The organism is Actinacidiphila oryziradicis, assembly GCF_005047355.1.
Lineage (GTDB): Bacteria > Actinomycetota > Actinomycetes > Streptomycetales > Streptomycetaceae > Actinacidiphila > Actinacidiphila oryziradicis.
Map to the genome: position 1 here is coordinate 16,578 of NZ_SUMC01000095.1, position 10,507 is coordinate 27,084.

Genomic DNA, 10,507 nt, shown 5'->3' on the forward strand with positions numbered 1-10,507 from the left:
CAAGAAGATCATCGACCTGAACGCTGGCCGCTGACCAGGCACTATCCCTTCGCCTAGTGACACGCCACTTTGGCGTGCTCACAGGCGTTTCCGCAGCTCAAACCGTGTTTTCGTGCCCTAGTCGTCACTGCTAACTGTGGAACTCAGGCGCACCGGCGACGGCGCGCCGACCGCACCGAGACGCACAGGTGCGGTCGACATGGCGCTCACCAGCCGTCGGGGGCGCTGCCCACCCACGCGATCGGATCGCCGTCGCTGTTGTGGCCCTAGGGCCTGTCTCGGATCGAGATCATGTTGTTGGTGTCAGGCTTCGGAGCCAGATCATGGAGCCACGCAGGTGGAGTCCGGCCAGGTAGCTTTCCGGTGTCTTGTCGAACCGGGTTGCCAGGCCCCGCCACGACTTGATCTTGCTGATGCAGCGTTCCACGGTGTTGCGTTCCTTGTAGAGCTCGGCGTCGTGGCTGACGGGCCGACCGCCCCGGGAGCCCTTCCTCTTGCGGTTGGCGGCCTGGTCGGCTTTCTCGGGGATGACCGCCTTGATGCCGCGTCGGCGCAGGTGGGCGCGGTTGGCGCGGGAGGAGTAGGCCTTGTCGGCGGCCACGGCGCCGGGCCGGGTCCGCGGACGCCCGACGGGTCCGCAGACCTTGACCCTGCCCAGGACCGCTTCGAACTGCGGGCAGTCGGCGGCCTGGCCCGCGGTGAGCACGAACGCCAGGGGACGGCAGCGGGTGTCGGCGGCCAGGTGGACCTTGCTGCTCAGTCCGCCCCTGGAGCGTCCGAGTCCGGCCGCGCGCGCCCGGGCCGCCCGCCGCCGGCGCGTGCGGCGCTTGCGTTCGCGTTCCTCGCCGCCCGCCGCGTCTGCCGGGTCGGGCTGGCCCGCCGCACTCGCACCACCCGCAGCCGCACCCTCTCCTGTCGCTCCAGCGGGACCCCCTTTTCCTCGGTCAGCGCCGCCTCCAGGGCATCGAGCACCTCCCCGGACACCGCCATGCCGGCAGCGTCCTGGTGGGCCCGGGCGACCGTGGAGTCCACGCTGACCAGCGCCAGATCCACCTGCCCACGCGAGCCAGCCTCCGCGATCAGCCCGTCCATCAGCGCCTCGAACACCCCGGCCAGCGCCCACGCCCGGAACCGGCCGTACACCGTCTGCCACGGCCCATAGCGCCCGGGCAGATCACGCCACGGGCTGCCGGTACGAAACCGCCACAGCACCCCGTTGAACTGATCACGTAAGCGCCGCGGCAGCCGCCCGCCCGCCGCCACCGGAACGAACGGCCCGATTAACTCCCACTCGGCGTCGGTCACATCACCACGCGTCATGACTGACGTTCTACCCGCGCCCGCACCTCACCCACCGCCGTTAGCGCCACCGACCGCCCCAACCACATGATCTCGATCCGAGACAGGCCCTAGTGGGGTTCCTCCAGCGAGGTCTCGTGGCCGTCGTCCAGATCCGTCCCCAGCGGCCGTGCTTGCCCGGGCAGGTCCGGATGAGCACGGCCGCGTCCCCGTCGCGCACCGCCCGCTCGTAGCGGTCCTGGAAGGGCTGGAAGCGGGCGCGCAGCTTAATGCCGAGCTGCGTCTCGGCTCTGAAGAGCAGCGGGGCGACCGGCCGCCGGCGTTACGCATCGTCTGTTCTCGCTGCTGGGGCGGCACTTCAGGGTCAGGGCCGTGTGCGGTGTGTACGCCGCAGCGGCCAGGCGAGGAAGGTCATCGTCATGGCGGCCACCGCGAACGCGGATCCAGTGATCAGGACGGGGACCGGGCTCCACAGGCTGCTCAGGGCCTGCACGAGGACGGGGAAGGCGAATCCGACGTAGGTGAGGGCGTAGAAGACGGCGATCGCTGTGGCGATGTCCTCCGGGTGGGCGAGGGATTCCACCAGCCGCAGGCCGCTCACCAGGAGGAGGCCATAGGCCGAGCCCAGGACGACGGAGGTGGTGAACAGGAGGATCAGCGATCCGGTGGCCACGGTGAGCGCCGCGACGAGTATGCCGACGGTCGCGGCCGCCATGCCGGTTCGGAATGGTGCGGCCGGGGAACGTCGCGCGAGTCGCTGTGCGAAGGGCTGGACCAGGATGCCGGTGCCCAGAGTGGTCGCGGCGACCAGGCCGGTTCCGACGGGGGTGTAGCCTCCCAGCGGTACCAGGACGGGTAGTGCCGCGAGCGCCACGGTCGCGGCCCCGAAGACCCACGGCGCCGTCGGGAGTACCGCGGTCAGGAAGACCCTGCTGGTCAGTACCTCCTTCAGCCCGCCGCCGCCGGCGGCTGTATGGCGGGCGCCGGGGCCGGTGCGCCAGCGGGCCTGTAGGGTGCCAGAAGTCACGCACAGCCCTTGATCAGGAACTTTGCAGTTCCAGGCGATCATGGCAGCCTCGGGCTGCATGGCGCTGCGCATGATCTACCTGGCCCTCCTCCGGCTCCTCGGACTACTCCTGCTGCTGTCACGCTCGGATGCGGCCAAGGATGTCGAGTTGCTCGCGCTGCGCCACGAGAACGCGGTGCTGCGCCGACAGCTCGGCGTCCGGCCGCGCCTCGCGTGGCCCGACCGCGCAGTGCTCGTAGCCCTCGCCCGGCACCTGCCGTCCCGCCTGCGCCGGAACCGCCTGGTCACCCCCGGCACCCTGCTCGCCTGGCACCGCCGACTGCTCCGCCGGAAGTGGAGACAGAAACCTGCGCGGACCGGCCGCCCGCCGATCTCCGAGGAGCTCACCGCCCTCATCCTGCGCCTGGCCAGCGACAACTCCACGTGGGGCCATACCCGCATCCAGGGCGAGCTGCGGTGCCTCGGTCACCGGGTGGGGGCCTCGACCATCCGCCGCATCCTGCGCAGCGCCGGACTCGTCCCGCACCCCGCCGCGGCCCCAGCGCAGGGCCGACCTGGCGTCAGTTCCTGCGCGCCCAGGCCTCCGGCCTGCTGGCCGCAGATTTTTTCCACGTCGACACCGCGACCTTGAAGCGGCTGTACGTGTTCTTCGCCATGGAGGTCGGCACCCGCACCGTGCACATCCTCGGCGTCACCGCCCACCCCACCGCGGCCTGGGCCACCCGGCTCGCCAGGAACCTCCTCGGCGACCGGGCCTCAAGCTTCCGCTACCTGTTGCGCGACCGCGACAGCCGCCACACCCAGGCGTTCGACGCGGTCTTCACCGCCGACGGCATCGAGATCCTCAAGAGCGCACCACAGAGGCCGCGGATGAACGCCCACGCAGAGAGGTTCATCCGCACCGCACGAGCCGAATGCACCGACCAGATCTTGATCTACAACGAACAGCACCTGCGACACGTGCTCGCCGAGTACGCCCACCACTACAACTCCGCAAGGCCGCACCGCGCGCTGCAGCTCCGCGCTCCCGCCGACGATCCCGACGTCATCCCGTTCCCCGCCCAGCGGATCCAGCGCCACGACGTCCTGGGCGGGCTCATCCACGAGTACCGCAACACAGCCTGACGGAGATCAACGACAGCCAGCGAACACCCAGGTCAGCACATGTGCAGGACTTTTGGAACCCTACAGGGGTTCGGGCCGGGGCTTGCGGACGCCGCCGACAACGGAGTAATAGGTGTCGACCATGTTGCCGACGTACATCTTTCCGCACTGGCTGATGTACTGGTAGGCGTCCCACTTGTCGAAGCCGTAGTCCTCGACGAGCCAGCCGACCAGTTCCGCGTAGGCGATGCGGGCGGCGTCCTCCATCGGGCGGGCGCTGCCGACGACCATGATGTCCTCGGCGGATTCGATGCGCGGCCAGGTGACCGTCTTGCCCTTGATCAGGCCGAATGTCACCGTCACCTTCCCGGTGATCTCCAGTGCGACACCGCAGGCCTCGCCGTCTCCCTGGGCAGCGTGGCAGTCGCCGGTGTAGAAGTAGGCGCCGGGCACGTTGACGGGGAAGTACGCCCGCCGGCCCGCGCAGATGTCACGGACGTCCATGTTGCCGCCGTGCTTGGACGGGGTCAGCGCGGACAGCACCTCGAGGTCGGGGGCAGTGCCCATGGTGCCCATGAAGGGGTGCGGTTCCACCGAGAACTTATCGGTGTAGGAAAACCTGCCGTTCTCCTGGCGGCGGTAGATCCACACCTTCTCCGGCAGCGGATCCTGCAAGGTCCGGGTGAACGTCGTGGACGTCAGACCGCCGAAGTCCGGGATGTGCGAGCTGACCGCCCAGTCACGGGTGAGTTCGACGTCGGCGATGTCGACGACCAGGGTGTCGCCGGGCTCGGCGCCCTCGATGAAGATCGGGCCCGACTGCGGGTTGAGGTACTTGCCGAGCACCTCGCTGGGGCGCTGCTCGGAGCTGTACAGGTGGCTCTCGAAGGCGTCCTCGGTGTAGATCTCGACGGGCACGCCGAGCGGAACCGTGGCGATGGGCTCGAGATAGCGCGAGTAGACGTACGGGTAGTCCGGTCCGGGCTTCACCACGATGGGGGCGGGGGAGTCCTGGGAATCGACAGACATGTCTCCGGTCCTTCCAAATGAGGGATATGAGCGTGGTCCGGTGCGTGCTGGGCATGCACCGGACGTCTTCAGGCGCGCGACGGGCGGTGTGCGCGGCCGGTTCGGGCGCGCGCCGGGCAGGTGTGCCCGGGCGGCGCGGACGAGGGGAAGGCGTCACGTGAAGTGCCGTGATCTCGGCCTGCCGTTCACGGCGGCGGGATCACGGCCTGCGAACCGTGCGGGTACGTGATGCCCAACTCCTCAATCGTCAGGCGCTGATGTCAGGAAGCTGCCTGGCCCGGGTGCGATGCCGCGCGCGGCGTCCCGACTCCGGCGGCACAGGTGGCCACGTGTGGGCCGGTATCTGCGAAAATCGCCGTGGACCGGGTATTGCAGCATCTACGACAGGGCGCTCTGCGGCTGTGCCGAGGCCTCGTCCGCCTGGACGGGCGTGTAGTAGCGGCCCTTGGTCGCCGCGGTGAACGCGACGTGCAGGATCGGGCCGAGGAGCATCGAGATGAACGACGCGTAGTACACCGGGTACACGCCGACGATGCCCAGCGCGCCGACCAGTACGGCCAGTCCGAGTGAGGCCAGACCGCAGGGGTTCCAGGACCGCACCTCGTGCTGCTCGAACTCGATGTTCTCCGACCGGCCGAGCTTCATCCAGCGGCGGCAGACGAAGTAGTCGGCGAGGATGATCAGCACCCAGGTGTTGGTGAGGACACCCGTGACCGCCAGAAACGTGCCCAGGTGGTTGATGACGTTGAACGCGTAGAAGACCACGCCCAGGATCCACACCAGGTACGTCCAGTACTGGCGGCCGGGGCGGAAGTTGGCGGCGACGTCGAAACCGGACGAGAGCGCGATGGAACCGCCGTACAGGTTCATGACGTTGATGCGGATCTGGGTGATGACGGCGAAGACGACACCCGCACCGCCCATGAGGTACACGAACATGAAGCCCGGGTCCTGGGCGTTGGACTGGGCGTTCGGTCCGTGCAGTCCGGCCAGCAGCGTGGCGCCGATGAAGGCGCCCAGGAAGATCACGGCGAACATCGGGATGAGCTCACCGAGCATGATGGCGGTGGTGCCGCGGTAGCGGATGTCACGGGAGGCGAAACGCCCGTAGTCGGTCGCCATCAGGCCCTGGAAGATCATCTGGCCGTTGGCGAGGCTGAACGCGCTCCACATCGCCACGCTGCCCGTGGCGCCGGTGGCGTGCCAGCCGTCCGCGCCGACCGGGGTGTGCTCCGTGAACATCTTGTACAGGCCCCAGCCGAGCAGGATCACGAACACCGGGAAGCCCCAGGACTGGAGGAACGACATGGCGTGCATGCCGCGCCGGACCAGCAGCAGGGTGACCAGGCCCACGAGGGCGAAGATCCCGATGCCGGCGATGGAGTTGATGTCGACCTTGAAGTACCCCGCGATCGCGTGCGTGACGATCGTTCCCTCGAAGAGGAAGTAGAAGACGAAGTTGACGGCGTAGATGAACGAGGTGACCGCCGCGCCCCGGCTGCCGAAGCCGAGACCCCGGCTGAGCAGGTTCTGCGACAGGCCTTCCCGGCTCGCCATGCGCATGGTGAGCATGCCGATCACTACGGAGCCGATGAAGAAGTACGCGATCGGGCCGAGCATTCCAGGCCATCCCACGAGGAACGCCTGCTGGGCACCGAAGGAGAAGAAGAACATCGCGGTGGCATTGCCGAGAAGCACGAGGCTGATGGCGGGTATGGGCCACCGCAGATTCGCGGGGACGCGGTTGATCGCGAAGCTCTCGATCTGGTCGTCGATCGATGTCGTCGGTCCTTTGAATTTTTCCAGCACGCTCATGCTGCTCCTTTCCTGGGCATCGGCGACTACGGGGAAATCCGGCGTGACATGCCGGTCCCACCTCACGTCCGTCTGGTCACGCTCCGGCTACGGCGACCGGTTTCGCGATGGGACGGGGACCGTCCCACACGAGGCGGAGATTGCCGAGCGTGCGATAGACGTGAAGACTCATCTCGTTGTCGACCAGTTCGGCCGACGAGTGATACTGCTGAATGGTGCCGACGAACCTGTTGAGAACGCCGTTCTCCTGCCAGGCCTCGCGGTCCACCGCGATGTGGGGCGGCAGGAAGTTGCGCTGCAGACAGCGCCATGTGGCGCTCTCGATCACCTTCGGGTCGACACCGGGGAATTCCAGTTGAGCCACCCGGACCGCTTCGTCCGGGAACGAATGGGCGTACTGGCAGGCTTTTTCCAGCGCGGTGATCACCGCTTTGTGCTGCGCGGGCTTGTTCTGCACGGTGCCACGCCGGGTGGCAAGCGCCGACAGCAGATACGGGCCTAAAAAGCTGGAGAAGTCGAAGACCTCGCGCAGGCCCTGCGACATGGCCACGTCCGCCTGTGGCGGAAAGGCGAGGCAGATGTCGGCCTGCCCGGCCAGGACGGGAGCCGGTTCGGTACCGATCGGCACCTGGAGGCCGCGATAGGACGACTTGGGGCCCGCCTGGTACAGGAACTGAAGGTAGCGCAGCAGGGCCCACTGCGAGTCGGGCTGGGGCTGGGTGGCGACGGTGCGCCCGGCGACGGTGCGCGTGCTGAAAACACGCGGGTCGTCGGTGGCCTCCACGGCCGGGTCCGCGGCCAGCGCCAGGATGGCCTGCCCGTTGCAGATGCTGCCGACCACGACCGCGTCCTCGATCCCCTGCTCGAAGGCGCGGACGGTGAACACCGGATCGTGGACGGAATAGTCGGCGACGCCCGCCTCCACCGCGGACCAGGCCTCGGTGCCGCCGCCAGCGGTGGTGATCTCGACCCGCACTCCTTCGTCCGCGAAGAAACCGACGTCATGGGCGATATACAGCGGCAAATACAGCAGTGAGTGGTACGCCTGGGCGATCCGTACGGGCGCCTGCGGCGCCTCCTCGGCCACGGGGGGCGCGGGAGGCGCCTCGGCGGGGGCGGGCTCGGTGCCGGCCAGCAGCGCCGTGATCGACGCCGAGGGCAGGCCCAGCATCAGTGCCTCGCTGACGAACGCCCGCTGTGTCAGGTCACCCCGCTGGTAGCGCTCCACCAGCGCGTCGAGCGCGCGCCCGGTGGTGACCGGAAGTCGGCGGCGTCGGACCAGCCCACGGGCCCGTTCCCTTATGTCGTCCTCGGTGAGGTCTGGCTCGGACCGGGCCCCGACCCGGTAGACCAGGTCCGCCTGCAAGCGGTCGAGGACCGCGACCGGACGCAGCAGAATCGTTCCGTCGTCCTGGAGGGCGACCTCGACCACGTCACCCTCCTGCAGTTCGGCCGCACGGCGGACCGGCATGGGCAGGGTGACCTGCCCATTGCTGCGGATGTGAACGGTTTCCGGACGGTCCATGGCCCCTCGAAACGCTGTTTGAGATCTCAGATCTGATTACTTTTAAGCCGAGAGCATGCGGACTAGGCTTTGGTTTGTCAAGGCTTGTCTGGTTTCGACAGGACGCCGCTCAGCCGGACAGCTGCGCGACGAGGTGCTCGAGGACTTCCAGCGCCTGCTGCGCGCAGGACTCGGTGTAGCCGGCCAGGAAGTCCGCCATCGCCGTGTGCTCGCCCCGCTCGCGCAGCGCGAGCGCGTCCTTCTCCACCTGCGGGAGTTCGGCCGTCCACTGCCGTTCCAGGGCGTCGAACGCCCGCCGCACCACGGACTGGTTCTCGTTGAAGGTCCACGCCGACTCGCCGCCCTTGACTATGTCGAGCAGCCGGCGGAACCGCCACCAGTAGGACCCTTCGTCATACGTGTCCACCGGCGCGTGCTCGGGAGGGCACGCCCGGACGCCGGCCGTCCCCGCCGCGGCGAAGATCCCGGGTACCCTCCCGGCGTCCACGAACACCGGCACGTACACACCGGTGCACGGCGTCACCGGCGTCCACCACAGGTGGGCCAGCCCCTCCCCGCGTTTCGGCAGCACGAACACCGCCGAGCCGGCGGTGTTGCCCCAGGTGAAGTCCGACGGGTGGGAGTGCATGCACAGGCTCAGGAAGTCGGGCAGCGCCGCGTTGAAGTACGGGCCGCCGAGGAAGGTGTCCTCGTAGTGGTCGCGCAGCACCTGCTGGGCCTGGCCGAGCCCCACCCCGCCGGCCCCCACCGCCTCGCCGAGCAGTTGGCGTGAGCGCTGGAGCCGGATGTGCGACAGCTGGAGCGGCGTACCGGGGTCGACGTAGGCGCGCGCGAAGTCGAACGGCCGCCCCGGCGCGGACTCCCACCAGCCGGAGTCGACCGCGTGCTCCACCAGGTCGCCGCTGGCGCGGTCCCACTCGGTGCGGATGGTCGGCTGGTTGGAGATGGCATACGTCCCCGTGGTGACCTGCTTGGCGGCCCAGCGGTGACCGCTGGTCTCCAGCACCCACGCTTCCTGGGCGTCGGCGATGAGGAAGGAGTTGTCGTACCCGCCCGTGACCGGCGGCTGACCCACGACACCGGATCCCCACTGCCCGTACCGGTCCACCAGCGAGCAGATGACGTCGAGTGCCTCCCTGGCCGTGCGGCCCCGCTCCAGACCCAGGCGCAGCAGCTCCATGCCGAGGATGCCGCCGTCCCGGTCGGCGCCGCCCTTGACCGCGGACACCGTGTCCGCCCAGTCCCTGGTGAACATGGCCTCGTTGCCGATGGCCACACCCCATTCGTTCAGGCCCTCTTCGTGTCCCCAGCACCAGTAGGGCGAGCCGCCCAGGTGCGCGTAGGACTCCTCGACGTCGTCGATCTCGACATGGGCCAGCCGCAGGGTGGCACCCGCCTGCGCGGTGCGGCGCGGCAGGAAGCGCAGCGGCTGTGTGTCGGACACGGGACGGTCGCTGTTCTTGGCCAGCAGGACGTGCCCCCCGGGCACGCTGTCGGCCATGGCCACGAAAGTGTCGCAGCTCCATGGATGCACAGTGGTTTCTCCCACTTCGGCGAGAGCCGGCTGGGCCGCAGCCAGCTCGCTGACGAGCGAACTTGAGATCTCAGGATCAGCCCAAGTAGCTCATTTGTCGACAACGCGCTTCCACGGCCCCACCGCCCCCGCCACCACGCAGGAGGCCCAGGACGACGTCCTGGGCGCGTGGCGAGTCCTGCCCACCCCAGCCGGCCCGGAGTCCCGTCCTCGCAGAGCAGGACGGCATCCCGATTCCGGACGACGTGACGCCCGAGAGCCTGTGGACCGGCCTGTCCCCGGTGCTGCGCGGCCTGCTTGCCGTCGCCCTGGACCGGGTACCGGACCCCTTGGCCGGTGAATCGCAGGCCTGTAGGGTGCCGAACGTCACGCACTGCCTCTGATCAGGTACTTTGCAGTACCCGCCGAGGGTGGCAGGGTCGGATTTCATGGCGTTGCGCGAGTTCTACCTGATCTTCCTGAGGCTCCTCGGACTGCTCCTGCTGCTCTCCCGCTCGCAGGGCGCCAAGGATGTCGAGCTGCTTGCGCTGCGCCATGAGAACGCGGTCCTGCGCCGCCGGCTCGGCGTCCGGCCACGCCTTGCCTGGCCGGACCGCGCCGTGCTCGCAGCGCTGGCCCGACACGCGCCATCCCATCTGCGCCGGCACCGCCAGGTCACCCCCGCCACCCTGCTCACCTGGCACCGCCGGCTGCTGTGCTGGAAGTGGAAGCAGAGACCGGCGCGCACCGGACGGCCACCGGTCTAACTTCTACAACGCCAAGCGCCGGCACACCTCCGCTGGAGGCCTGCCGCCCATCGAGTTCGAACACAAGATCATGGAAGCGCGAGCCCGCCACCGCCAGGAGGACCGGGCCGCATAAACGAACCCTCCACGGTTACAGGGGATTGACACGGCCGCGCTCGCCCACTGGCAAGAACGGCCCGACCAACTCCCACTCGGCATCCGAGACATCACCACGCGCCACCCTCGACAACTACCAGGCCCAGCCGACCGCCACCGGCGAATCCCAAAATCAATGATCCGAACCTGGAACAGGCCCTAGAGGCAATGCCGCTGTTTTAAGCGGTGACCTTGGGTTTTCGCTTGGCCGGGGCGCTCTTGGACGCGGGGGTGATGGTGACCGCCTCGGCCGGCGGGGCGGCGGGCTGGGGCCAGGTGCGGTGGTGGGCGCG

General features: G+C 68.7%; 9 protein-coding genes and 1 pseudogene. 4 read left to right on the forward strand and 6 right to left on the reverse strand.

Going from position 1 to position 10,507, the window contains the following annotated elements:
- Nucleotides 1–289: 289 nt before the first annotated feature.
- A pseudogene (locus FCI23_RS44335) lies at nucleotides 290–1,320 on the reverse strand (IS5 family transposase).
- A 343-nt stretch (nucleotides 1,321–1,663) separates the two neighbouring features.
- Nucleotides 1,664–2,326: an MFS transporter gene (locus FCI23_RS44340; protein WP_136729710.1), complete on the reverse strand. Its 663-nt coding sequence runs from the start codon at nucleotides 2,324–2,326 to the stop codon at nucleotides 1,664–1,666.
- Between the two features lie 58 nt (nucleotides 2,327–2,384).
- Here FCI23_RS44340 and FCI23_RS61205 point away from each other — a divergent pair, with 58 nt between their 5' ends.
- Together FCI23_RS61205 and FCI23_RS61210 are read left to right on the forward strand one after the other, a co-directional pair.
- Entirely contained in the window at nucleotides 2,385–2,957 is a 573-nt protein-coding gene (locus FCI23_RS61205) for a helix-turn-helix domain-containing protein (RefSeq protein ID WP_246144655.1), read from the forward strand.
- A complete protein-coding gene (locus FCI23_RS61210; protein ID WP_246144656.1) occupies nucleotides 2,954–3,451 on the forward strand; it encodes an integrase core domain-containing protein in 498 nt (165 codons plus the stop codon). The genes FCI23_RS61205 and FCI23_RS61210 overlap by 4 nt, the downstream gene beginning before the upstream one ends.
- Before the next feature lie 60 nt (nucleotides 3,452–3,511).
- Here FCI23_RS61210 and FCI23_RS44350 read toward each other — a convergent pair whose 3' ends face one another.
- From FCI23_RS44350 to FCI23_RS44365, 4 genes are all read right to left on the reverse strand, one after another.
- Nucleotides 3,512–4,459, reverse strand: a complete 948-nt coding sequence (locus FCI23_RS44350; RefSeq protein ID WP_136729711.1) for an acetamidase/formamidase family protein — start codon at nucleotides 4,457–4,459, stop codon at nucleotides 3,512–3,514.
- A 378-nt stretch (nucleotides 4,460–4,837) separates the two neighbouring features.
- Complete coding sequence (locus FCI23_RS44355; RefSeq protein ID WP_136729712.1) at nucleotides 4,838–6,274, reverse strand: purine-cytosine permease family protein; 1,437 nt, start codon at nucleotides 6,272–6,274, stop codon at nucleotides 4,838–4,840.
- A gap of 76 nt (nucleotides 6,275–6,350) precedes the next feature.
- The gene (locus tag FCI23_RS44360) at nucleotides 6,351–7,799 is read right to left on the reverse strand and encodes an ABC transporter substrate-binding protein (RefSeq protein ID WP_136729713.1); all 1,449 of its coding nucleotides are present in this window, start codon (nucleotides 7,797–7,799) and stop codon (nucleotides 6,351–6,353) included.
- 109 nt (nucleotides 7,800–7,908) lie between these two features.
- Complete coding sequence (locus tag FCI23_RS44365; RefSeq protein ID WP_136729714.1) at nucleotides 7,909–9,300, reverse strand: C69 family dipeptidase; 1,392 nt, start codon at nucleotides 9,298–9,300, stop codon at nucleotides 7,909–7,911.
- Nucleotides 9,301–9,578: 278 nt separating this feature from the next.
- On the opposite strand from FCI23_RS44365, the gene FCI23_RS57390 reads away from it, so the two are divergent.
- Together FCI23_RS57390 and FCI23_RS44370 are read left to right on the forward strand one after the other, a co-directional pair.
- Nucleotides 9,579–9,716 carry a hypothetical protein gene (locus tag FCI23_RS57390; RefSeq protein ID WP_169317246.1) on the forward strand — a complete coding sequence of 46 codons (138 nt, stop codon included), beginning with the start codon at nucleotides 9,579–9,581 and terminating at the stop codon, nucleotides 9,714–9,716.
- Between the two features lie 45 nt (nucleotides 9,717–9,761).
- The gene (locus tag FCI23_RS44370) at nucleotides 9,762–10,079 is read left to right on the forward strand and encodes an integrase (RefSeq protein ID WP_136729715.1); all 318 of its coding nucleotides are present in this window, start codon (nucleotides 9,762–9,764) and stop codon (nucleotides 10,077–10,079) included.
- Nucleotides 10,080–10,507 lie beyond the last annotated feature (428 nt).